Genomic DNA, 21,240 nt, shown 5'->3' on the forward strand with positions numbered 1-21,240 from the left:
GTTGCTTGCCCCCTTGGTGGCCGGTCCCAGGTCACCTCATCGGCGATCGCTCAGCGCTCCCTCGGTGGGGGGAGCGCCGTGCCCGCCTCCTCGACCAGCTTGGGCACCACATCGGTCAGCTCGGCGGGCTCCCAGCGAGCTTCCTTGTCCTCGCCCGGGCCACGCTGCCAGCCGATGGCGACGTTCACCCGACCGCCACCGACGATGAACACCTGTCCGGAGATGCCGGTGGCCTCGGTCGAACCCAACCAGGTCACCAGGGGCGCCACGTTGTCGGGTGAGCGGGGGTCCCACTCGCCTTCGCCGGCGGCGGCCATCCGGCCGCCACCCAGGTTCTCGGTCATGCGGGTGCGCGCGCCCGGAGCGATGGCGTTCACCCTCACCCCGTAACGAGCGAGCTCCTTGGCGGCGATGATCGACAGACTGGCGATGCCGGACTTGGCCGCGCCGTAGTTGCCCTGCCCGGGGTTGGCGAAGAGCCCGGAGGTGGACGAGGTGTTGATGACACTGGCATCGAAGGTCTCGCCCGCCTTGGCCTTCTCCCGCCAGTAGGCAGCAGCCCAGCGCATGGGCGAGAACGTGCCTTTGAGGTGGACCGCGATCACCGCGTCCCACTCCTCCTCGGTCATGTTGAACAGCATGCGATCCCGGAGGATGCCGGCGTTGTTCACGAGGATGTCGAGGCTGCCGTAGGTCTCGATCGCCAGGTTGACCATGCGCTGGGCGCCCTCCCAGTCGGCGACGCTGTCGGTGTTGGCCACCGCCTCGCCTCCCAGGGCAGCGATCTCGTCGACCACCTGCTGGGCGGGACCGACGTCGGATCCGCTGCCGTCGACCGCGCCACCGATGTCGTTGACCACCACCTTCGCGCCCTGCCGGGCCAGCTCGAGGGCGTGACCCCGGCCGATGCCCCGCCCCGCTCCGGTGACGATGGCCACCCGTCCGTCGCAGATCCCGCTCATGTGCTCGTCTCCTGTCGGTCGGCCGCAGCCGTTCGGTACTCGTCTCGAAGCATTCGCTTGTAGAGCTTGCCATTGTCGTGGCGGGGCAGCTCAGGGCGGAAGTCGACCTGGCGGGGGCACTTGAAGTGCGCCAGGTTGGCCCGGCAGTGCTCGACCAGCTCGGTGGCGAGCGCATCGCTTGGCTCGATCCCCGGCTGGGGTTCGATGACGGCCACCACCCGCTCGCCCCACTCGGGGTCGGGAACACCGATCACCGCGGCGTCGCCGACCGACGGGTGCCCGAGCAGCACCTCCTCGACCTCGGCCGGATAGACGTTCACCCCGCCCGAGATGATGAGGTTGGCGCTGCGGTCGGTGAGGAACAGGTAGCCGTCCTCGTCCAGGTAGCCGACATCGCCCAGGGTGTAGTGGTCCCCCCGGTAGCTGCTCTCGGTCTTGGCCTCGTCCTTGAAGTAGCTGAACCGGGCGGCGGGCGCCTTCAGGTACACAGTGCCGATCTCGCCGGGAGCGCAGTCGTTGCCGTCCGCGTCGAGGATGCGGACGTGGTCGTCGGTGGGTGGCTTTCCGACGGTGCCGGGCTTGGTGAGCCACTCCTCGCTGCTGACCGCCGTGCCCGCTCCTTCGGTGGCGGCGTAGTACTCGTGGATGATCGGGCCCACCCAGTCGATCATCGCCTTCTTCGCGCTCACCGGACACGGCGCCGCGCCGTGGATGATGTAGTGCAACGACGAGATGTCGTAGCGCTCCCTGGTCTCGGCGGGGAGCGAGAGCAACCGGTGGAACATGGTGGGGACCATGTGGGTGTGGGTGATCCGGTGGGCCTCGATGAGCCGGAGGGTCTCCTCACCGCCCCATCCGTCCATGAGCACCACACCCGCTCCCGACATCAGTGGGACCGTGAGTGAGAACGCCAGGGGCGCGGCGTGGTAGAGCGGTCCGGTGCACAGGTGCACCGACTCCCCCGCCCGGTAGGCGGCGGTCGCCGCGGTGGTGGCCGTGGTGCGGGCCTGGGCGGCCCGGTCGCGGTTGACCCCTTTGGGCCGGCCGGTGGTGCCCGAGGTGTAGAGCATGTTGCCCCCCGGCACGGGATCGTCGATGTCGGTGCCGTCCTCGGCCGCGATCGTGGTGTCGTAGTCGTCGAAGCCGTCGATGTCGCCACCGACCGCGAGCAACACGGTGGCATCCGGCGCCTGACGGGCCACCTCCGTTGCGGTCTCGGCGAACCGCGCGTCGGCGACGAGGGCCTTGGCCTCGCAATCTCTGAGGATGTACGCGGCCTCGTCGGCGGTGAGGTGCCAGTTGATGGGAGTGAGGCGGATGCCGCTGCGCTGGGCCGCTGCCACCACCTCGGGGAACTCCGGCCGGTTGGCACACATCAGCGCAGCGCCGTCGCCGGCTTGGAGCCCACGGGCCCGCAGCACCCGCGCGAGCCGGTTGGCGTTGGCGTTCAGCTCGGCGAAGGAGCGGTCGCCGTGCTCGGAGACGATGGCCGCGATGTCGGGCTGGCGTTCCGCCCAGTAGGCGAGGGCCATTCCCGACCCGATCGCCGCCATGAACCGCTCACGCTCGGGGTTCGGGGCATCAGCGGTGTCGGTCATCAGCTAGACCTCCTGGTCGACCGGGGTGAACATGGGGAGCTTGCGGCCGTCGGACAGGTCGTGCCAGGTCACCCGCACGGCCATGCCACAGACGACGTCGTCGGGGTGGCAGCCGACCACGTTGCTCATGATCCGCACGCCTTCGGGCAGGTCGATGAGCGCCACGGCGTAGGGGCCGTCGTCGGGATCGCGCCCGGGGCCGGTCTTGTGCTGGACGCTCACGGCATAGACGGTTCCGTCGCCGCTGGCCTCGCGCCACTCGACACCGGGTTCGAGGGTGTCGGGGGCGACCTCACGGGGATACCAGAACGGTGTGCCGGTGGCGGTGCTGTAGGGGAGCATCAACCGCTCGTCGCGGGTGGCGTCCCAGAACGGCGTGCCGTGGTCGCTCTCGGGTGGCTCCATCAGCTTCACAGGGTTGCCTCCGTTCCGAGGACGAGCGTTCCCATCGTGGACAGCAGGCCACCCGAGCCGTGGGCGACCGCGACCGCGGGATCGTCGAGCTGACGCGGCCCGAGCTCGCCGCGGAGCTGGCGGACCGCCTCGACGATGAGGAACATGCCGTACATGCCGGGATGGGTGTAGGACAGCCCGCCGCCGTTGGTGTTCATGGCGAGTCGCCCGCCGCCGGGGCCGAGTTTGCCGTCCTCGACGAAGGCGCCGCCTTCGCCCTTGGCACAGAACCCGAGATCCTCGAGGTGTAGCAGCGCGGTGATGGTGAACGAGTCGTATCCCATCAACAGATCGACGTCGTCGGGTTTCATGCCGGCCATGGCGAAGGCGTTGGGACCCGAGATCGCACCTGCGGTGGTGGTGAGGTCGGGCATCTGGCTGATCATCGAGTGGTCGCCGCAGCTGGCCGCCCCGAGCAGGTAGACCGGCGGCTTGGCGAGGTCGGCGGCCCGCTCGGCCGAGACCATGACGAAGGCCCCAGCCCCGTCGGTGACCAGGCAGCAGTCGAGCAGGTGCAGCGGCGATGCCTGCATGGGCGAGTCGAGCACGTCGTCGATGGTGATCGGGTCCTGGAACCGGGCGCTGGGATTCATCGACGCCCACCGCCGGGTGTCGACCGCGATCTGGGCGAGCTGTTCGGAGGTGGTGCCGAACTCGTACATGTGACGGCTGGCGGCCAAGGCGTAGGCCCCCATGGGGGTGCGCAACCCGTAGGGCAGCTCCCACTCGGCGCCGGGGTTCGGCCCGCCCATGCCCCCGGGAGGGCCACCACGACCGGCGCTGCCACCGCGGTCGGCTCCACCGGCGGCCATGCGCTGGCGCATCCGTTCGCGGGCACCCCTCGGCGTCGACGCGTACACCCCGATGACCACCTCGCACAGGCCGGCGGCGATGGCCGCGGCCGCGTGCTCGACGTGGAGCTCGTAGCTCGATCCACCGACCTGGGTGCCGTCGAGATAGCGGGGGTGGATCCCCAGGTACTCGGCGAGGCCGGCGGGTGCGCCGGCGCAGGCGATGCCGTCGACGTCGTCGACGGTCAGCCCGGCGTCGTCGAGCGCGGCCTTGACCATCCTGGCTTCGAGCGCCCGGCCGTGGTCGTCGAGCACACCCGTCGGTGACGCTGCGTCACAGACGCCCACGATGGCGGCGGCCCCGCGCAGGGTCCGGTCGTTCACGGTGTTGGTCCCCCCTAGCTTGTCCCCCCTGGGTGCCTGAGCGCACCGTTCAGGCGTGGCGCCCACACTAGGACATCGGAGCCGTCAGGCACGAAACGCCACCTCGAGGGGGCGATGCCGACATGGCACCATCATCGCCGGGTCGAGCAGCGATCGCACCGCAGGCCCATCAGGATGCGGTGAAGGCGTGCTCCACGGAGGGGACGGTCCGCTCGAAGCCACGGGCGGCGATGAGGTCGCGGTGTGCGACCGGTACCCGCGAGGCGACCAGCGAACCCGGGAACCGCTGCTGGCGATCGCGGAGGATGGTCAGCGAGTCGTTGTAGAACCCGCGGCTGGCGGCGATGCGGTCCTCGGTGTCGGCCAGCTCGCGCCGGAGTCGGGCGAACGACTGGTCGGCGGTGAGCTCGGGTGCGTCCTCGGCAACCGCGAGGATCGTTCGCAGGGCCCGGGTCTGGGCCTCGGCCTCGTCGCTCAGCGCCTCGGCTTCGTCGCCGGGATCGGCCTCCGCCGACGCGATGCGGGCCTCGGTCACCCCCACGACGCTGCGCTGCTCGTGGGCCGCGTGGGCAGCGACGCAGTTCGACAGCGCGGGGATCAGGTCGTGGCGCCGTCGAAGCTGGACGTCGACGAGGCTCCACGCACGCTCGGCGCCCTGGGCGACCAGGCGGAGGCGGTTGTAGGTCGTGATGACCCAGGCGATGACGAGCAGAACGAACCCGGCGACCAGACCAGGCACCCAGGCGACCGGGTCGGTGGGAGCGTCGGGCCGGACCAGCGTGGCGACCCCGATGGCCATGGCCGTCATGGCGACGAGCACGGTTACCGCCACCCCGATGGTCAGCCACCGGACGTGGGACTCCTCGCTGCGGGTGGAGACCATCACCTTGTTCGAAAGGACCGGGACCAAGCGCTCCTCGTCGAGCACGCACTCCCCCACGACGAACAGATCGTCGCCGTAGCCGACCACGTTCTCGGTCTCGCGGTAGCGTCCGGTGGCACCCGACCCAGCCGAGAGGATCCGGCCGAGGATGCCACTGGCCTCCTGGCTGCGGAAGATCTCGGAGTGGACCTGCCGGGGCACCACGCTCGCGTCGCGGAGACGGACCGCAGCGGCGCCGGTGTCGTCCACGACCTCGAACTCGTCGAGTCCGTCCTCGCGGGTCTCGATGGTGTGCCACTGCGTGTAGGTCTCGGTACGGGTCCGACCTTTGCTGTCGGTGACCGTGCGGGTGTGGCGGCGCTCCTCCTCCAGGGTGTACTCCCACCACACCGATGCGGTGCCGGTGCGGCGACTGGTCAGTGCCCTGGCGGTCCATGCCCGACCCTTCACCAGGTTGAGGCCGGCGAACAGGGCCGCCGCGGGCGTGGTCGCACGGTCGGCGTACTTGCGACGTCGGCGGTCCAGCAGCCACGCGACGATCGCCGCCACCGCGGCAACACCCAGCGCGATCATCAACGGCCCCGGAACTCGGGAGCGCGCTTCTCGGCGAAGGCGGCCTGGCCCTCCTTGTAGTCCTCGGACCGGAAGCAGGCCTCGACCATGGCGTGCACCCGGTCGAGGTCGCGGCGGCCGGGTTCGCGCTGGGCCTCGCGGATGCCGACCTTGCAGGCAGCGACGGTGAGTGGCGCGTTGGCACAGATGGCTGCGGCCAGGTCCATGACCTCGTCGCGCAGCCGGTCGACGGGCACGACCCGGTTGACCAGGCCCATGTGGTGCGCTTCGTCGGCGTTGTAGCGCCGGGCCGAGAACAGCAGCTCGGCGGTGTTGGGCGCCCCGATGAGGCGGACCAGCGGTTCGATGCTCCAGTACTGGTAGCCGAGCCCGAGTCGGGCGGCGGGGACGGCGAACCAGGCGTCGTCGGCCGCGATGCGGATGTCGGCGTTGAGCGAGGTCACCAGCCCGCCACCGATGCAGTAGCCACGAATCATGGCGATGATCGGCTTCTCGAGCGCCTGCCATGCCCGGCCCGCCTCGGCGAAGGTCTCGTCGTAGGCGGCACGGGCCTCGGGGGAGGTGCGCTGGTCGCCGAACTCGGAGATGTCTGCCCCGGACACGAAGGCCTTGTCGCCCGCGCCGGTCAGCACCACGACCCGCACCTCGGCGGTGCCCTGGAGCCACCGGAGGAGCCCGGGCAGGGCGTGGCGCATCTCCGCCGACAGGGCGTTGTGCTTGGCCGGGTTGTTGAAGGTGACCGTGGCGACACCGTCGTCGACCTCGCAGAGGAGCATGTCGGTGCCGGTGTCGTGGGTGGTGCTCATTCGGTCGGGGCTCCTTCGAGGTGGTCGCGGGCGAGGCCGAGCTCGGCGAGGATCTCGTCGGTGTGCTCGCCGGGGTCTGGGGTGTGGCGGCGAACGGTACGCCCCTGGCCGTCGGGGCCGGTCATGGTCACCGGGTGGCGGACCAGGTCGAGCCGACCGAGGCCAGGATGGTCGACCGGCGCGGTCATGGCCAGGTGCTGCACCTGAGGGTCGGCGAAGGTCTGGTCGATGGTGTAGACCGGGCCCGGCGGGCACGCCGGCGTCGGCGAAGGCGTCGACCCACTCGGCGGTGGCGCGGGTGCGGAGTCGGTCGGCGATGATCCCGTTCAGCTCGCCCCGGTGCTCGTGGCGCTTCGCCGCCGAGTCGAAGCGCTCGTCGTCGACCAGCTCGGGGCGTCCGATCGTCTCGCAGAACCGGGTCCAGAGTCGGCCCGACGGACCGGCCACGTTGAGGTGTCCGTCGGCGGTCTCGAAGCACCCCATCGGCATCATCGTCGGGTGGTGGTTGCCCTCCTGGGCGGGCACCTCGCCGTCGATGGTCCAGCGGGCGGCCTGGAAGTCCATGACCACCCGCCGGTTGCGGGCGTGGACGGTGTCCCAGCCGAAGCCGAGCCGAGCCTTGACCCCGGGGCGCATGTTCTCCACGAGCACATCCGCGGTGTCGACCAAGCGCATCAGCACGTCGTAGCCCGCGTCGGACTTGAGGTCGAGGGCGATCGAGCGCTTGTTGCGGTGACCGTTCTGCTCGTCCGAACCCCGCCGCGGCCCGCCGGCACCCACCTGAGCGCCGGTGGGCGCGTCGACGCGAACGACGTCGGCTCCCCAGTCGGCGAGCTGGCGGACGCAGGTGGGTCCGGCCCTGGCCACCGTGAGGTCGATCACCCGGATGTCGTCGAGCGGCAATCCCACGGGCGACCCCGTTCTCCTCTTCTGCTTCCTGACCCTGGCCGGCCCGCCTACGCCTGGGGGATGCCGCGGCTGGCGTTGATCTGGCCGCCGTCGGTCGTGATCACCTCGCCGACGGTGTAGGCCCCGGCTCGCGAGCTGAGAAAGACCACCAGTCCGGTGATGTCCTCGGGGGTGCCGACCCGGCCACGCGGGTTGCCGCGACCGATGAGGTCCCAGTCGGTGCCCTCGACGTCGCCGCCGGTGCCGACGCCGGTCGACAGCATCCAGGTGGGGTATGGGCCCGGGGCGATGGCGTTGACGTTGACGTTGCGGCCCGTGAGGTGTGCGGCGAGGTGGCGGGTGAGGTGGTGCACCGCGGCCTTGGACGTGCTGTAGGAGAAGGTGTCCCAGGCGGGAGCGGTGAGCCCGTCGACCGAGCCGATGTTGATGACCCGGGACGGATCATCGGATGTGGCGTTCTTCTCGAGCATCGGCAGGAGGCGCTGGGTGAGGAAGAACACGCCCTTGACGTTGGTGTCCATGACCTTGTCCCAGCCGTTCTCGGGGAACTCGTCGAGGGTGGCACCCCACGACGCACCTGCGTTGTTGACGAGGATGTCGATGGTGTCGGTCTGCTCCTTCAGCGCCGCGGTGAGCCCGTCGATGCCCTCGAGCTTGGACAGGTCTGCCGGGATCGACACGCAGGTGCCGCCGTACTCGTTCTGCAGGCGTTCGGCGGTGGCGTTGCACACGTCGGCCTTGCGTGAGCTGATGTAGACGGTCACCCCGTTGGCGAGGAGCCCGGCGGCGATCATCTCACCGATCCCGCGCGAGCCCCCGGTGACGAGGGCGGTCTTGCCGGCGATGTTGAACAGCTCATCGATCTTGAGATTGGCCATGGGCCGACACTACGGCACCGGATCGTACGACCGCACGAGCCATGGTCGGCGGGTGGCCTTCTCCTCGCCCCAGGGCGGCCATGATGGGGAGATGGCCGAGCCGACACACTGGTCCCGCCACCTTCCCGACGGCGTCGACCCGGCGTCGGTCGACCTGCTCGCCCGGGTCAGCCTGCCCGCCGCGTGGGTGGCGAACTGGCGGGCGGCATCCGACCGGGCGGTGCTGCGCGACGTCGACGGCACGTGGACGACGGCAGGCGAGTTGCTGGGCCGTACCGAGGAGGTTGCCGGGAGGTTGGCAGCAGCCGGGCTGGTGCCAGGCGACCGGGTGCTGATCTCGGGCTCGTCGTCGGTGGCGCTGGTCGTCGCCCATTGCGCCGCGCTGCGGATGGGCCTGATCGTCGTTCCCGTGAACTCGGCCTACTCCGAGCGCGAGGTCGGGGCGATCGTGGGCGACGCGCGACCGCGGGGGGCGCTGGTCGACCGTCCCGAGATGCAGATGTGGATGGGCGAGCTCGGCGTCGAGGTGGTCACCGGGGTCGACGTCGACCTGCCCGAGGGACCCCCACCGGTGCTCGACGCCGTCGCCTCGAGCGACCCGGCGCTGCTCCCCTACACCTCGGGCACGACCGGACGCCCGAAGGGGGCGCTGCTGTCACATGGCAACCTGCTGGCCAGCGCCGAGGCGATCCTGATCGCGTGGCGTTGGACTGCCGACGACCGGCTGATCCTCTGCCTGCCGCTGTTCCACATGCACGGTCTCGGCGTTGGCATCCACGGCACCCTCCTCGCCGGGGCCTCGGCGCTCCTCGAGGAGCGATTCGACGTCGAATCGGTGCTGGGCGCCGCCGAATCGGCGGGGGCGACCATGTTCTTCGGGGTGCCGACGATGTACACCCGCCTGGCCGAGGCCGATGGCGCCGAGCGGCTCGGCAACCTGCGCCTGTGCGTATCGGGGTCGGCGCCGCTCAGCCCCGAGATGCATCGCCGCATCGAGGAGCGGTGCGGCCAGCGGATCCTCGAGCGATACGGCATGACCGAGACGGTGATGCTGGTGTCGAACCCCTACGACGGCGAGCGGCGGGCGGGGGCGGTCGGGTTCCCGTTCCCCGGGGTCGAGCTGCGCCGTGCCCCCGGAACCCACGAGATCGAGGTGCGGGGGCCCAACGTGTTCGCCGGCTACTTCGAGCGAGTCGACGCCACCGCCGAGTCGTTCACCGACGACGGGTGGTTCCGCACCGGCGACATCGGGGCGGTCGATGACGACGGCTACGTGTCGATCGTGGGGCGAGCCAAGGAGCTGATCATCTCGGGTGGCTACAACATCTACCCGCGCGAGATCGAGGACCTGTTGCGGGCCCAGCCGGGCGTGATCGACGCCGCGGTGGTCGGCACACCGTCGGAGGAGTGGGGAGAGGTGGTGACCGCCTACCTCGAGGGACCGGCCGACCTCGATGTCGACGCGGTGGTGTCGGCCGCGGCGGCCGAGCTCGCCCCCTACAAGAAGCCCCGCATCGTCCACCGGGTCGACGCCCTCCCCCGCAACGCCATGGGCAAGGTCGTCCGCGCCGACCTGACCGCTCCCTCCTGACCCACTCGCCCGCCGAAACTGCGCGGATCCGTCGCGCTGAGCGCGACGGATCCGCGCAAGAACATCGGCGGCATCACGACTCGGAGGCCGCTACAGGTCGAGGCGACCTCCACGATCTCGGTCTTGGGTCGCAGGGGCGTCCTAGGGTGCAGCCATGACCGCCCACGGGCACTCGGCGTGATGGACGAATCGCCCGACGCCGGGATGGTCGAGCGCGACCTTGCCGACTACTACGACCAGGAGGCGGCCGATCGGGCCGAACGCGAGCTGGGCGGGCGCCGCATCGAGGCCCGCACCCGTTTTCTCGCGATCCTGTCACCGTCGTTCAGTCTCCTCGAGGTCGGACCGGGAGCCGGGCGCGACTCGGGCGCGTTCGTCGAAGCGGGTATCGGCGTGGTCGGGGTCGACCTCTCCCACGAGCAGTCCCGCCACGCCTCCATGTCGGGGGCACGGCCGGTGGTGGCGACCGTCCGACGGATGCCCTTCGCCGACGGCACCTTCGACGCCCTCTGGACCATGAGCACGTTGATGCACGTGCCCGACTCGGCGATCGAGCTCGCCCTCGCCGAGCTGCGGCGGGTCCTGTCCCCCGGCGCCCTCGCCGCCATCGGCGTCTGGGGCGGCCCCGACATCGAAGGAGCGGGCGACAAGGACACCTACGACCCTCCCCGCCTGTTCAGCCGTCGCTCCGATGCCAGGTGGGAGACGCTGCTCGCCGCACTCGGCACGGTGGAGCAGTTCGAGAACTGGCATCCCGACACCGACGACTTCTGGTACCAGTTCGCCATCGTTCGCCGCTGACCGACCGCCGGCGTCGAGCCGCACCCGGTGGTTGTCGAGCAGGTCAGTGGTTGAGCAGGGTCCGCACGATGCGGGAGACCTCCCTGCTGGCTCCGCCATCGACCACGCCCAGCTGGTGGAGGAGTCGCCGCCGGTTGATCGACCGGAGCAGCTCGCACTGAACGTAGCTGACCGCGTCGAGCCCGGTGGCTGTGTCGGGCTCGACCTCGACGTGGAGCGAGAGGCCACGAGGCGTCGACGAGAGCGGGCACACGATGACGAACGGGAAGTTCGCACCGAAGGTGGCGGGTGGGCCCAGCACCATCGCCGGTCGGTGGTGGGCGGGCTTGCCCGGGAACGGATCGCCGAAGTCGACGAGCCACAGGTCGTCAGGTGACGCCATCGCGCACGTCGGTGCCCTCGGCCTCGGCGAGGTAGGCCGCCCACGCGTCCGGATCCTCTCGAAGCGCTGTCATCTCCGCGACCACCCTGGTCGCGAACTGCTGACGGCGCAGCGCCTCAGCTGCGTCGCGGACGGTGTCCATCAGCGTGGAGCCACGGGCGGCGCTCATCTCGAGCAACTGGGCATGGGTCTTGGCGTCGACCCTGATCGTCGTGCTTGCCACGACCTCAGTCTACATCCTGTCGACCAGAAATCTACGTGCCCGGGTCACCTCGACTGGCGCCAACCGGCGTCGGATTCGCTACTTGGAGCACACCGCTGCGTCCTTCGGCACCGCAACCCAGTGGATCTTCGCTGTGGACACCCAGGACGCCGAGTACGTGGCCCACGTCGATTGCGACCTGGGGAGCCCCGAGGTGCTCCCACCTGGTGTGAGGCCGACCGCCGGTGAGCCCTCCTGTTGGCGATCTCGTGCCGGGGTTCCGGTCGCTTCCTCGGCGAAGCGCTCCTCGGCCTCCACCACCATCGTCGCAGCATCGCGCGTCGGCCCCGCCCCTGACACCACGACACCATCGGTGTCTGGTCGAACTCGGTTGACACTCGCGTCGACGCGCCAACACAGTGCCTCGATGCGCCTCCCGGATGTACCCATCGAGACAGAGCGCCTGGTGCTGCGTCCGTGGGAGGACGACGACATGCCCGTCGGCAGCACCGGGCTGCACGACCGCAAGGGCCCCGGCGGCCTCGAGATCGGCTACTGGATCCACGTCGACCATGTCCGCAAGGGGTTCGCCTCCGAAGCGGTCGCTGCGCTCGCCGACGCCGCGCTCACGCTCGCTGACATCGAGCGCGTCTACATCTGCCACGACGCGGAGAACCACGCGAGCGCCGGCGTGCCCGCGAGCGTGGGCTTCGTGCGTCGGGCCGATCGGTCCGCACCGGTGAAGGCGCCGTCGGAGACCGGGACGCAGTGGGTGTGGGAGCTCCGCCGCCCGGGCTGACTCTCTCTCCCTACACCGCCTCGACGACCCGGTCGCGGCCAGCCCGCTTCGCCTCGTACATCGCGGCGTCGGCCCGCCGGATGAGGTCCTCGTCGGTCTCGGCGTGATCAGGCATGGCGGCGACACCCACCGAGATGGTGATGCCACGTCCGCCCAGCGCGTTGGAAAGCTCCAGCGCCGACACCGCCTCGCGCCACACCTCGGCGCGTTGTCGTGCCACCTCGGGTGGCACGCCCGGCAGGAGCACGACGAACTCATCTCCCCCGTAGCGACACACCGCATCCTCGTCGCGCACCTGACCGGTCAGCAGCAACGCCACCTCGCCCAGGACCCGATCGCCCGCCTCGTGACCGAGGGCATCGTTGACGGACTTGAAGTGGTCGACGTCGACGATGGCGAGCGAGATCGACTCACCGCTGCGCGTGCACCGTCGCGCCTCGCGCCGAAGGGTCTCGCCGAGGTAGCGACGGTTGAACAGGCCGGTGAGCGGATCGCGCACCGTCTGCTCCCGGAGGTGTTCCTGCAGCTCCTCGATCTCGGCCATGCGCTGCTGCAACGCCTCGTTGGCGGCGCGCAGGCGCTCCTCAGCCTCCCGCCGGGTCTCCACCTCGTGCTGGGTCTGGGCGAAGGCACTGGCGTTGCTCAGCGCGATCGCCGCATAGATGGCGAAGGACTGGGCGAGGCGGGCGTGCTCTTCGGTGTAGAAGTCGACCTGGTAGGAGTCGAGGGTGAACATGCCCAGGCACTCGTTGCCGAGCACGAGCGGCACGCCCATCCAGCCTCGGACGCCCGACATCTCGTGCTCGACGGCAGGGAAGTCCTGATACGGGTGATCGCCCTGGATGTCGTCGATGATGACCGGCTCGACGCGACGGACCACCTCGGCGTTGGGGTTGGCCGAACCGGTGATTGCGAACCCCATGCCACCGAAGGTGGTCCAGTCGATCCCGACCCCGGCGACGATCACGGCCTGGTCGCCGCGCAGCTCCTGGACCGAGGCGGTGTCGTAGGGGACAACGCGTCGCAGCTCCTTCAGGATGGCCGGGAGGACCTCATCCACCTTCAGGGTCGAGGTCACCACCTGCCCTGCCCGGATGAGGCCCTGTTCCTGCTCGAGCGCGGCACGCTCGGCCTCCAGCGCCGAGGCGTGCGTGCAGGCCACCGCCACGATCTCGGCGAACACCTCGACCAACCCGGCGAGGTGTTCGGCCGCCGCTCCGGCGGCCGTCGGCACGACGACGCCGAGCGACCCGATCGAGCGGTCGGCGATGCTCACCGGTTGGGCGACCACGGTCCCCTTCGCTCCCCACGGTGCGGCATCGAGCGCAATCGGCTCCCCCCGCCGCACCATGGCGTCGAGGTCGACAGGCGCGCCTTGCTCCCAGATCCCCCTGCCGACCTGCAGCGGTGGATCGCCACGACCTCCCAGGGTCACGCTGAGATGGCCGTGACCTGCCCCGCACCCCGCGGTCAGCTGGACGAGGATGTCCCCGAGGATCTCGCGTGTCGGGCGATCGGTCCCCAGCAGCGACACCGCCGCCTTGAGATGCCAACTCTCGGAATCTGGGCGATGAAGCCCGTCCTCAGGGATCAACCCCGTCCTCCTCGGCTGCTGCTGCGACGATATCCGCCCGAGGACCGGGTGCGCCCGCTCAGGTGAGCATCCACACCGCGTCGCGAGAACACGCGGCGGAGTGGGACGGACGTGCCAAGATCGACCCCGCATGACCACCACCGCCTGGGTCCTCGCCGGGGCCGCCGCCCTGTTCGCCGCCACCGACTGGATGGGCGTTGCCACCAGCCGCAGGGCGCTGCGGCGCCTCGCCAAACCGGCAACGCTCACACTGTTGGTCGGCGTGGCGGTCACCCTCGATCCCGTCGACCCCACCATCCGTGCCTGGATGGTGGTGGGTCTGTGCTTCTCGCTGGTCGGCGACGTGGCCCTGATGCTGCCCGAGCGCTGGTTCGTCGTGGGCCTGGGAGCGTTCCTCCTCGGACACGTCGCCTATGTGGTCGCCATGGTGCTCGCCCCCACCTCGGCACCCGGGCTGGCGATCGGTGCCCTGTTGGTGGCGGTGGCCGGTGCGCTCGTGGGGCGTCGCATCGTGGCCGCGGTGCGGACAGGACAGCACCCCGAGCTCGGCGCACCGGTGATCGCCTACATCCTCGTGATCTCGGCCATGGTGATCGCCGCCCTCGGCACCACCGCCACCGCGGCCATCATCGGGGCCCTGTTGTTCTACGCCTCCGACGCCACCCTGGCCTGGAACCGCTTCGTGGAGCCCCTCCGGCACGGACCGCTGGCGGTGATGATCACCTACCACCTGGGCCAAGCGGGGCTGGTCGCCTGGTTGGTCACCGGCTGAGGAGGTCGAGGGTCGTCCAGCCCCGACCGGCGCGCCATGATGGAGCCGACGAGCACGCAACGGGGGGACAACACATGGAAGACGAGGCCGGCGCGGTACCGATCGCATCCGCGACCTCGGGAGCGGTGCGGGGCACCGACGAGGGCATCGCGGTGTTCAAGGGGATCCCCTACGGCACCGCGGAGCGCTTCATGGCGCCGACCCCTCCGAAGCCCTGGAGCGGCACGCGCGACGCGCTCGGGTTCGGGAACCGCTCGCCACAGGCCGACGACGTTGGCGCCGCGCTCGGCGGGCCCGCCGATCCCGCTCCGATGTCGGAAGACTGCCTGGCGCTGAACGTCTGGACGCCGGGTCTCGACGCCGGGAGACGGCCGGTCATGGTGTGGTTCCACGGCGGCGGCTTCAGCTCGCTGTCGGGCTCGTCGCCCATGTACGACGGAGTCAGCCTCTGCCAGCGGGGCGACGTGGTGGTCGTGACGCTCAATCACCGGCTCAACCTGTTCGGGTTCTGCTACCTGGCCGAGCTGGGAGGTGAGCGCTTCGCCGATTCGGGCAATGCGGGCATGCTCGACCTCGTGCTGGCGCTGCGCTGGGTGCGCGACAACATCGCAACCTTCGGCGGTGACCCCGACAACGTGACCGTGTTCGGCGAATCGGGGGGTGGCGCCAAGGTCAGCGTGCTGATGGGCATGCCCGAGGCCGAGGGCCTGTTCCATCGGGCCATCGTGCAGAGCGGCGTGCACCTCCACGCCCAGAGCCCCGAACAGGCCACCGCCAACGCCACCAAGCTGATGGAGCAGCTCGACCTCGCGCCCGACCAGGTCGACCAGCTCACGACGATGCCGTTCGAACACCTCACCGAGGCACTTGCCCGCCTCGCGCCCCGCACCTGGGGTGAGGTGGCGTTCAACCCCGTGGCCGATGGTGTGAACCTCCCCCGCTCCCCGTGGCTCCCCGACGCCCCCGAGTGCTCGGCCCAGGTCCCGATGATCATCTCGTCGACCCGCACCGAGACCACTCGGAGCTGTTCTGGCTGATCACCAGCGACATCTACTCGCGCATGCCCGGCTGGACCCAGGCCGACCGCAAGGCCGATCAGGGTGGGGCACCCGTATGGGTGTGCGAGGTGCACTGGGACTCACCGGTGCAGGGCGGCAAGTGGGGGGCGCCTCACACCGTCGACATCCCGCTGGTGTTCGACAACGTCGCCAAGGTGAAGTCCTTCGCCAAGGACACACCGGAGGCTCGCGAGGTGGCGGCGCAGATGTCGCAGGCTTGGATCGCGTTCGCCCGCGCCGGCGACCCCAACCACGCCGGCATCCCCGACCGGCCGTCCTACCGAACCGGCCAGCCGGTGACGATGCTCTTCGACCTGCCGCCTCGCGTCGAAGCGGGTTGGCGAGCCGCCGAGCGCGAGGTTCTCGCCCCGCTTCCCCTCCGGCAGACGAACCGCTGACGAGCCGGGGCCCTGGGGGAGCGGGGCCGATCGGGATCAGTCGACGACGGGCAGGCGCAGGTTCGGCGCGGCGCCCAGGTCGAGCGGGGAGGGTCCGTCGACCTTGAGGCGGTACCACCCGGTGGCCGCGACCATGGCCGCGTTGTCGGTGCACATCGACCGGCTCGGCACATAGGCCTGGAACCCGTCGTCCACGCACGCCGACAGCAGCCGCTCCCGCAGCTGCGAGTTGGCGGCGACACCACCGCCGAGGCCGAGGCTCTTGGCCCCCACGTCGTGGCCCGCTCGCTGCACCTTGGCGACCAAGGTGTCGACCATCGCCGCCTGGAAGGAGGCGGCGATGTCGGCGGTGGGGGTGTCGGGGTGCTTGCGCACGTGGTTGACCACCGCGGTCTTGATGCCGCTGAACGAGAAGTCGTAGCCGTTGTCGATCATCGGACGGGTGAACGCCACCGCTTCGGGATCGCCCTCCATGGCGAGCGAATCGATCGCGGGACCACCCGGATAACCGAGCCCCAGGAAACGGGCGACCTTGTCGAAGGCCTCGCCTGCCGCATCGTCGAGCGTCTCGCCGAGCACGTGGTAGCGCCCGTGGTCCTCCCAGTGCACCAACATCGTGTGACCGCCCGACACCATCAACACCACCGAGGGCAGCTCGAGATCGGGCTCCTCGAGGAACGCCGCATGCAAGTGGGCCTCGAGGTGGTTGACCGCCACGAACGGCACGTCCCACACCAGGGCGAGCGACTTCGCCGTGCTGACCCCGACCAGCAGCGCGCCGACCAGGCCCGGTCCGTAGGTGGCCGCAACGGCATCGAGCTCGTCGGGTTCGAGACCGGCAGACAGCATCGCCTCGGCCACCACGGGGGTGAGCAGCTCGACGTGGGCGCGGCTGGCGATCTCGGGCACGACTCCACCGAAGCGGGCGTGCAGGTCGACCTGGCTGGACACCACCGACGACAGCACCTCGCGTCCGTCGACCACGACTGCCGCCGCGGTCTCGTCGCAGGAGGTCTCGATCCCGAGCACCACCGAACCGTTCACCGACGTGTACCTCCCTGCGAGCCCGGGTGCGGGGTCCGCACCTGATCGACCAGCGGCGCACCGACGAGCGCGGCTTCGATGCGATCGAGGCGTTCGCGTTGCTCCGGCGCGTCGAGGTGATGGGCCCACATGATGGTGGCGTCCTCCCCGGTCTCGGCGTAGTAGCCGGCTCGCACCCCCGCCTCGTGGAAACCGAAGCGCCGATAGAGACGCTGGGCGGGGTCGTTGGTGGCGCGCACCTCGAGGGTCATCGAGGCGAGCCCGCGATCGATCGCAGCGCGCACCAGCACCAGCATGAGCCGGGTCCCGACACCATGACGATGCCAGGCCGGGTCGACCGCGACGGTGGTGACGTGGCCCTCGCCGGCCACCACGGTGAAGCCGCCGTGTCCGACGACCTCGCGTCCGACCCGGGCCACGACATAGACCCGTCGGTGCTCGGCCTGGTTCAACTCACCGTGGTAGAGGCCCATGCTCCAGGGCCGCGGGTACACCTGCTGATCGATTCGCATCACCGCCCGCAGGTGGCGGCGCCGCATGGGCACGACCTTGACCACACGGGTGGCGGAGACCGGGGTGGGGACATCGGCCCGGTCGAGGCTCACGCGCTGTCCCTCGTCGTCCAGTTGATCTCGGCATCGGGTGGACGCAGGTACAAGGGCTGCAACTCCCACGGGTTCACCCACTCCTCGCGTAGCGCCTGGGCGTGCGCGAGCTGCACCAGCGATCGCGCCGAGGGGTAGGCGACGTCGCTGCTGGCCAGCTCGACCTTGCTGAGACCCGAGAACATATCCTGATACCGCAGCGGCCCGTCTCCCACGAGGAGGCACTCCTCGCCCCGTGCGATGATCTCCGACGCCAGATCGTCCGGCGAGCCGAGCTCGGGATCGCCGAGGCGCTGCACCCCGCCGGGCACCTGCCGGTAGAACGCGTAGTAGAGCTCGCCCCGGCGCGCGTCGAGCGATGACACGATCAACCGGCTCGAGAAGCGGACCGCGAAGGCCACCAGGTCGAGACTGTTCACCCCGATCATCGGCACCCGCAGCCCGTGGGCCAGCGCCTTGGCCGACGCGATGCCGACCCGGAGCCCGGTGAAGAGTCCAGGACCGAGGTCGACCGCCACCACGCTGATCTCGGACAGTTCGATCCGGGCCTGACGCCGAATGAAGTCGATCGCCGGTGTGAGGGTCTCGGCGTGACGCTTGCCCCGCGACGAGTGGGCCGAGGCGAGCACCCCCTCGTGGCCACCGATGGCGCACCCCACCTGCTGGGTGGCGGTGTCGATGCCGAGGATGAGCATCAGTGGGCTCCGGCGTCGGTGTCGGACTCGACGAGCCACGGTTGCAGCGCGGTGGCCAACGCTCGTTGACGGGCCGCCCACCGGCTGCCGACCAGGCGCATCTCGATCATGCGGTCGTCGTCGCTGTCGCCCAGCGTGATCCGCAGCTCGAGGAGGTCGGGTGGCAGTGCCGGCAGGATGGCGTCGCCCCACTCGATGAGGGTGACGGCCTCGTCGTCGTCGAGCAACTCGGCCAGACCCACGTCGTGGATCTCGGCGGTGGCGTCGAAGCGGTAGACATCGAGGTGGTTCAGGCGCAACCGGCCCTCGTACTGGCGGGCGAGGGTGAAGGTGGGGCTGGTGATCTGGTCGTCGATCCCGAGACCGAGGCCGAACCCTTGGGCGAAGGCGGTCTTGCCCGCCCCGAGGTCGCCGGCCAGCACGATCAGGTCACCACCTTGGGTCAGCTGGGCGAGCGCGCCGGCAACTGCCCTGGTCGCGTCGACGGAGTCGGTGCGGAGGGCGAGCATCACCACGCGGGCGCCTCGGTGGCGCGAAGAGCGGATCGGTCGGTCGCCAACACGCTGAGATCCTACCGGCATCTCCGCGACGTCCAGCCAGGTCAGCGCTCCAGCAACGACCGGATCGCATCGGCGACCACCGTGGTCGCGAGCTGGCGCACCGCTTGCGGATTGACCTCGACCAGTCCGGTGGCGGCCACGACCATCGCATCGCCGTCGGATTGTGAGTGGGCGGGACGCATCGACCGGGCCAGGCCGTCGTGTGCCCCTTGGGCGGCGAGATGGCACGACACCTTGTCGAGACGGGCGTTGGTGGCCACCACGCCAATGGTGGTGTTCGCCAGCCCGCCAGGAGGACCACCAGCGGCGTCGCCGAGCCAACCTGCGACCTCCAGCTCGGCCGGCTCCACACCCGGTGCTGTACCGTCATCGGGGGAGCCGAGGGCGTTGACCGCCACGAGCGACGCCACCACGAGGTCACCGTGGCGACGAGCGGCGCCGCACAACCCGCCGGGCGCGGAGCCGTCCCACCCCTGCCACTTGCCGAACGTCGCGCCGGTGCCCGCTCCGACCGCACCCATGGCGACCTCGCCCTGGGTCGCGACGTCGCACGCCTGGCTGCCCGCGTCGGCGTCGGGACGCACCGACCCGTCGCCGACCATCAGGTCGAACAGGCCCATGGAGACGACGATCGGTACCGGTCCGGCCGGGGTCGGGAACCCTCGCCCTCGCTGCTCGAGCCATGTCATCACGCCATCGGCCGCGGCCAGGCCGAAGGCCGAGCCACCGGTGAGCACAACAGCGTCGAGCCGGTCGACCAGGCGTCCCGGCTCCAGCAGGGCGAACTCGCGGGTGGCGGGGGCACCACCTCGCACCTCCCCCGAGGCGACGGTGCCGGGTGGGAACAGCGCCACAGTGCAACCGGTGCGGGCCTCGGGTGCGGTCCAGTGCCCGACTGCGACCCCATCGATGCCGGTGATCATCGGGCTCAGCACCCCGTCCAGCGACGCTCGACCCTGGGGCCGACGCCGCACACGACCTCGTAGCCGATCGTGTCGAGCCGGCCCGCCACCGCCTCGGCGGTGATGCGCTCAGGGCCCTGGCTCCCGATGAGGACGGCCTCGTCACCCGCCGCCACCTCGACGTCGCCACAGTCGACCATGAGCTGATCCATGGTGATGGTGCCCACGATCGGACACCGATGGCCACCGAGCAGCACCTCGCCGCCCAGACGATGGAGGTCGCGCCGGACACCGTCGGCGTAGCCGATGGCGACGGTGGCGACCACGGTCGGGACGTCGAAGCGATGACGCAGCCCGTAGGACAGGGCGTCGCCCGCCGGCACGACCTTGACCTGGGTGACCCGGGCCGACAGCGACATCGCGGGATGCAACGGTGCGTGGCCGGCCAGCTCGGGCGACGGCGAGATGCCGTAGATGGCGATGCCGCACCGAACCAGGTCGAACCGCGACGCGGGATGGGCGATGGCGCCGGCCGAGTTGGCGGCATGGCGCAACCGGGGTGAGATCCCCGCCGCTTCCAGCTGCTCGAGCGCACCCTGGTACCGATCGAGCTGCACGGCGGTGAAGTCGTGGTCGGGCTCGTCGGCCACGGCCAGGTGGGTCCAGAGCGCCTCGAGTTCGAGGCCGGGGGCATCGATCACACGCTGGGCGAGCGGGACCACCGCACTCGGATCGACGCCGACGCGGTGCATGCCGGTGTCGACCTTCAGGTGGACACCGACCGGGCGGGCCTGCGACGCGGCCGCGGCTGCGGCCCGGACGCCCGGCTCGCTGAACAGGGTCACCTGCAGCCCCAGGTCGGCGGCGTGGGAGAGCAGGTTCGGGTCGGGTTCGGACAGGACCAGGATGGGGACCTCGAGCCCACCGGCTCGCAGCGCTTCCCCCTCCCCGACGTGGGCCACCGCCAACCAGGTGGCACCGGCATCGACCGCGGCGCGCGCGACGGGCACCGCGCCGTGGCCGTAGCCGTCGGCCTTGACCACCGCGCACACCTCGGCGGGCGCGACCATCTCGACGAGGGCCGCCACGTTGCCCTTGACGGCGTCGAGATCGATCGTTGCCCAGGCGCTGGCCATGGTCAGCGGTCGGAGAGCATGCCCCGGAGGACGTCGACCCGCGACACGATGCCGACCAGGCGTCCCGAGTCGACCACGGGGAGTCTCGAGACCCGTTCGTCGTGCATGATCGTCGCCGCATCCTCGACGGTGGCGTCGGCCTCGACAGTGATCGCCGGGTGGGACATGACGTCGTCGACCTTGGAGCCGAGCGCCTTGTCCAGGTCGTCGTCGAAGTGCCGGGACTTGATCTCGAACGAAGCACCGAGGATCGCCACCACGGTGGGAAAGTGCAGACGGCTCTGCTTGACGATCAGGTCGCCGGTGGTGATCACGCCCACGACCGCGCCGTCGTCGTCGACGACGGGGGCGCCGTCGACCCCGTGGTCGACGAGCGCGTGCATCGCCTCGCTGACGTCGTCCGCGGCCCGAAAGGACAACACGTCGGTGGTCATGACGTCGCGAACGACAAGGTTGGCGGGCAT

Annotated in this window: 23 protein-coding genes; 6 read left to right on the top strand and 17 right to left on the bottom strand. The window is 70.4% G+C overall.

Annotated features, from left to right (window positions below):
* Nucleotides 1-50: 50 nt before the first annotated feature.
* From U5K29_11660 to U5K29_11690, 7 genes are all read right to left on the bottom strand, one after another.
* Nucleotides 51-962: an SDR family oxidoreductase gene (locus tag U5K29_11660; protein ID MDZ7679197.1), complete on the bottom strand. Its 912-nt coding sequence runs from the start codon at nt 960-962 to the stop codon at nt 51-53.
* Entirely contained in the window at nt 959-2,560 is a 1,602-nt protein-coding gene (locus U5K29_11665; GenBank protein ID MDZ7679198.1) for an AMP-binding protein, read from the bottom strand. Before U5K29_11665 ends, U5K29_11660 begins: the two co-directional genes overlap by 4 nt.
* Nucleotides 2,561-2,563: 3 nt before the next feature.
* On the bottom strand, nt 2,564-2,965 hold the full coding sequence (locus U5K29_11670) for an OB-fold domain-containing protein (GenBank protein MDZ7679199.1): 402 nt from the start codon (nt 2,963-2,965) through the stop codon (nt 2,564-2,566).
* Nucleotides 2,966-2,970: 5 nt separating this feature from the next.
* On the bottom strand, nt 2,971-4,188 hold the full coding sequence (locus U5K29_11675) for an acetyl-CoA acetyltransferase (GenBank protein MDZ7679200.1): 1,218 nt from the start codon (nt 4,186-4,188) through the stop codon (nt 2,971-2,973).
* Nucleotides 4,189-4,357: 169 nt separating this feature from the next.
* Nucleotides 4,358-5,644: a LemA family protein gene (locus U5K29_11680; GenBank protein MDZ7679201.1), complete on the bottom strand. Its 1,287-nt coding sequence runs from the start codon at nt 5,642-5,644 to the stop codon at nt 4,358-4,360.
* Nucleotides 5,644-7,359: an enoyl-CoA hydratase gene (locus U5K29_11685; GenBank protein ID MDZ7679202.1), complete on the bottom strand. Its 1,716-nt coding sequence runs from the start codon at nt 7,357-7,359 to the stop codon at nt 5,644-5,646. The genes U5K29_11680 and U5K29_11685 overlap by 1 nt, the downstream gene beginning before the upstream one ends.
* Nucleotides 7,360-7,406: 47 nt before the next feature.
* Nucleotides 7,407-8,237 carry an SDR family oxidoreductase gene (locus U5K29_11690; GenBank protein ID MDZ7679203.1) on the bottom strand — a complete coding sequence of 277 codons (831 nt, stop codon included), beginning with the start codon at nt 8,235-8,237 and terminating at the stop codon, nt 7,407-7,409.
* 91 nt (nt 8,238-8,328) lie between these two features.
* Between U5K29_11690 and U5K29_11695 the strand changes: the two genes are divergently transcribed.
* The gene (locus U5K29_11695; GenBank protein MDZ7679204.1) at nt 8,329-9,828 is read left to right on the top strand and encodes an AMP-binding protein; all 1,500 of its coding nucleotides are present in this window, start codon (nt 8,329-8,331) and stop codon (nt 9,826-9,828) included.
* Between the two features lie 180 nt (nt 9,829-10,008).
* Nucleotides 10,009-10,629 carry a class I SAM-dependent methyltransferase gene (locus U5K29_11700; GenBank protein ID MDZ7679205.1) on the top strand — a complete coding sequence of 207 codons (621 nt, stop codon included), beginning with the start codon at nt 10,009-10,011 and terminating at the stop codon, nt 10,627-10,629.
* A 43-nt stretch (nt 10,630-10,672) separates the two neighbouring features.
* Here the strand turns inward: U5K29_11700 and U5K29_11705 are convergent, their stop codons facing one another.
* Nucleotides 10,673-11,011, bottom strand: coding sequence for a type II toxin-antitoxin system PemK/MazF family toxin (locus U5K29_11705; protein MDZ7679206.1), 339 nt, complete (start codon nt 11,009-11,011; stop codon nt 10,673-10,675).
* Nucleotides 10,998-11,234 (bottom strand): hypothetical protein, encoded by a 237-nt coding sequence (locus U5K29_11710; GenBank protein MDZ7679207.1) that lies wholly within the window; start codon nt 11,232-11,234, stop codon nt 10,998-11,000. The genes U5K29_11705 and U5K29_11710 overlap by 14 nt, the downstream gene beginning before the upstream one ends.
* A 406-nt stretch (nt 11,235-11,640) precedes the next feature.
* Between U5K29_11710 and U5K29_11715 the strand changes: the two genes are divergently transcribed.
* Nucleotides 11,641-12,012, top strand: coding sequence for a GNAT family N-acetyltransferase (locus U5K29_11715; protein ID MDZ7679208.1), 372 nt, complete (start codon nt 11,641-11,643; stop codon nt 12,010-12,012).
* A gap of 10 nt (nt 12,013-12,022) precedes the next feature.
* Here the strand turns inward: U5K29_11715 and U5K29_11720 are convergent, their stop codons facing one another.
* The gene (locus tag U5K29_11720) at nt 12,023-13,606 is read right to left on the bottom strand and encodes a sensor domain-containing diguanylate cyclase (protein ID MDZ7679209.1); all 1,584 of its coding nucleotides are present in this window, start codon (nt 13,604-13,606) and stop codon (nt 12,023-12,025) included.
* Nucleotides 13,607-13,736: 130 nt separating this feature from the next.
* Here U5K29_11720 and U5K29_11725 point away from each other — a divergent pair, with 130 nt between their 5' ends.
* The 3 genes from U5K29_11725 to U5K29_11735 all read left to right on the top strand — a co-directional run bounded on the left by U5K29_11725 (nt 13,737) and on the right by U5K29_11735 (nt 15,834).
* Nucleotides 13,737-14,378, top strand: coding sequence for a lysoplasmalogenase (locus U5K29_11725; protein MDZ7679210.1), 642 nt, complete (start codon nt 13,737-13,739; stop codon nt 14,376-14,378).
* A gap of 74 nt (nt 14,379-14,452) precedes the next feature.
* Nucleotides 14,453-15,415, top strand: coding sequence for a carboxylesterase family protein (locus U5K29_11730; GenBank protein MDZ7679211.1), 963 nt, complete (start codon nt 14,453-14,455; stop codon nt 15,413-15,415).
* Nucleotides 15,346-15,834, top strand: a complete 489-nt coding sequence (locus tag U5K29_11735; protein ID MDZ7679212.1) for a carboxylesterase family protein — start codon at nt 15,346-15,348, stop codon at nt 15,832-15,834. Before U5K29_11730 ends, U5K29_11735 begins: the two co-directional genes overlap by 70 nt.
* Nucleotides 15,835-15,870: 36 nt before the next feature.
* On the opposite strand, the gene tsaD is transcribed toward U5K29_11735, so the two are convergent.
* The 7 genes from tsaD to U5K29_11770 form a co-directional block, all read right to left on the bottom strand.
* On the bottom strand, nt 15,871-16,878 hold the full coding sequence (gene tsaD, locus U5K29_11740) for a tRNA (adenosine(37)-N6)-threonylcarbamoyltransferase complex transferase subunit TsaD (protein MDZ7679213.1): 1,008 nt from the start codon (nt 16,876-16,878) through the stop codon (nt 15,871-15,873).
* Nucleotides 16,875-17,483 (bottom strand): ribosomal protein S18-alanine N-acetyltransferase, encoded by a 609-nt coding sequence (rimI, locus tag U5K29_11745; GenBank protein ID MDZ7679214.1) that lies wholly within the window; start codon nt 17,481-17,483, stop codon nt 16,875-16,877. The genes tsaD and rimI overlap by 4 nt, the downstream gene beginning before the upstream one ends.
* The gene (tsaB, locus tag U5K29_11750; protein MDZ7679215.1) at nt 17,480-18,178 is read right to left on the bottom strand and encodes a tRNA (adenosine(37)-N6)-threonylcarbamoyltransferase complex dimerization subunit type 1 TsaB; all 699 of its coding nucleotides are present in this window, start codon (nt 18,176-18,178) and stop codon (nt 17,480-17,482) included. The genes rimI and tsaB overlap by 4 nt, the downstream gene beginning before the upstream one ends.
* Nucleotides 18,178-18,687, bottom strand: a complete 510-nt coding sequence (tsaE, locus tag U5K29_11755; GenBank protein MDZ7679216.1) for a tRNA (adenosine(37)-N6)-threonylcarbamoyltransferase complex ATPase subunit type 1 TsaE — start codon at nt 18,685-18,687, stop codon at nt 18,178-18,180. The genes tsaB and tsaE overlap by 1 nt, the downstream gene beginning before the upstream one ends.
* 92 nt (nt 18,688-18,779) lie before the next feature.
* On the bottom strand, nt 18,780-19,661 hold the full coding sequence (locus U5K29_11760; GenBank protein MDZ7679217.1) for a P1 family peptidase: 882 nt from the start codon (nt 19,659-19,661) through the stop codon (nt 18,780-18,782).
* A 5-nt stretch (nt 19,662-19,666) separates the two neighbouring features.
* The gene (gene alr, locus U5K29_11765; protein ID MDZ7679218.1) at nt 19,667-20,776 is read right to left on the bottom strand and encodes an alanine racemase; all 1,110 of its coding nucleotides are present in this window, start codon (nt 20,774-20,776) and stop codon (nt 19,667-19,669) included.
* Nucleotides 20,777-20,778: 2 nt separating this feature from the next.
* Entirely contained in the window at nt 20,779-21,240 is a 462-nt protein-coding gene (locus U5K29_11770) for a CBS domain-containing protein (GenBank protein MDZ7679219.1), read from the bottom strand.

Source organism: Acidimicrobiales bacterium, from assembly GCA_034521975.1.
GTDB lineage: Bacteria > Actinomycetota > Acidimicrobiia > Acidimicrobiales > SKKL01 > SKKL01.

Bases quoted from the DNA above. Each gene is read 5' to 3' on its own strand.
- U5K29_11660 (MDZ7679197.1), bottom strand. From the start codon at position 962: ATGAGCGGGATCTGCGACGGACGGGTGGCCATCGTCACCGGAGCGGGG.
- U5K29_11665 (MDZ7679198.1), bottom strand. From the start codon at position 2,560: ATGACCGACACCGCTGATGCCCCGAACCCCGAGCGTGAGCGGTTCATG.
- U5K29_11670 (MDZ7679199.1), bottom strand. From the start codon at position 2,965: ATGGAGCCACCCGAGAGCGACCACGGCACGCCGTTCTGGGACGCCACC.
- U5K29_11680 (MDZ7679201.1), bottom strand. From the start codon at position 5,644: ATGATCGCGCTGGGTGTTGCCGCGGTGGCGGCGATCGTCGCGTGGCTG.
- U5K29_11690 (MDZ7679203.1), bottom strand. From the start codon at position 8,237: ATGGCCAATCTCAAGATCGATGAGCTGTTCAACATCGCCGGCAAGACC.
- U5K29_11695 (MDZ7679204.1), top strand. From the start codon at position 8,329: ATGGCCGAGCCGACACACTGGTCCCGCCACCTTCCCGACGGCGTCGAC.
- U5K29_11700 (MDZ7679205.1), top strand. From the start codon at position 10,009: ATGGACGAATCGCCCGACGCCGGGATGGTCGAGCGCGACCTTGCCGAC.
- U5K29_11705 (MDZ7679206.1), bottom strand. From the start codon at position 11,011: ATGGCGTCACCTGACGACCTGTGGCTCGTCGACTTCGGCGATCCGTTC.
- U5K29_11715 (MDZ7679208.1), top strand. From the start codon at position 11,641: ATGCGCCTCCCGGATGTACCCATCGAGACAGAGCGCCTGGTGCTGCGT.
- U5K29_11725 (MDZ7679210.1), top strand. From the start codon at position 13,737: ATGACCACCACCGCCTGGGTCCTCGCCGGGGCCGCCGCCCTGTTCGCC.
- U5K29_11730 (MDZ7679211.1), top strand. From the start codon at position 14,453: ATGGAAGACGAGGCCGGCGCGGTACCGATCGCATCCGCGACCTCGGGA.
- tsaB (MDZ7679215.1), bottom strand. From the start codon at position 18,178: ATGCTCATCCTCGGCATCGACACCGCCACCCAGCAGGTGGGGTGCGCC.
- tsaE (MDZ7679216.1), bottom strand. From the start codon at position 18,687: ATGCTCGCCCTCCGCACCGACTCCGTCGACGCGACCAGGGCAGTTGCC.
- U5K29_11760 (MDZ7679217.1), bottom strand. From the start codon at position 19,661: ATGATCACCGGCATCGATGGGGTCGCAGTCGGGCACTGGACCGCACCC.
- alr (MDZ7679218.1), bottom strand. From the start codon at position 20,776: ATGGCCAGCGCCTGGGCAACGATCGATCTCGACGCCGTCAAGGGCAAC.
- U5K29_11770 (MDZ7679219.1), bottom strand. From the start codon at position 21,240: ATGCCCGCCAACCTTGTCGTTCGCGACGTCATGACCACCGACGTGTTG.